1 protein-coding gene is annotated in these 604 nt (G+C 58.9%); it reads left to right on the plus strand.

All coding sequences use genetic code 11. From position 1 onward, the window contains the following. A partial coding sequence (locus CPY51_RS24440) for a L,D-transpeptidase (RefSeq protein ID WP_146260173.1) occupies positions 1 to 604 on the plus strand: 604 nt, incomplete at both ends.

A 604-nucleotide genomic window follows, 5' to 3' on the forward strand; every position in this document is an offset into this window, starting at 1 on the left:
TCGCGGTGGTCGTCGGCCCGATCCCCAAGGATTATGCTCGGATGGCGGAGATGAAATACCTCGGATATGCGACAGTCACCGAAGGATTGGCCGAGCGTTTCCACATGGGAGAGGATCTATTAAAGGCCATCAACCCAGGCGCACAATTTCGTCAAGGCGAGACGATATTCGTCGCAGACCTGGGTGCAAACCGTGCCGGAAAGGCGGTTCGCATCGAGGTGGACAAGGCAAAGGGCCAGCTCCGCGCCTATGCCGAAGACGGCTCTTTGCTGGTTGTCGATCCGGCGACGATCGGCAGTGAATCCAATCCGTCGCCAACCGGAACGCATACGATCAAAACCGTCGTCTTGAACCCAAACTACACCTACAACCCCAACGTCAACTTCAAGCAGGGCGACAACGACAAGGTCCTGACCCTGCCTCCGGGTCCCAACGGCCCGGTCGGCTCCGTCTGGATCGATCTTTCCGAGCCGACGTTCGGTATCCATGGCACACCAGACCCGAGCCGGATCGACAAGACCGGTTCGCACGGTTGCGTGCGGTTGACCAACTGGGACGCCGAAGAGCTCGCCAAGCTCGTCAGCAAGGATGTGCCTGTCAAGTT

This window comes from Arminella tubonensis (genome assembly GCF_003240585.1).
Classification (GTDB): Bacteria; Pseudomonadota; Alphaproteobacteria; order Rhizobiales; family Rhizobiaceae; genus Rhizobium; species Rhizobium tubonense.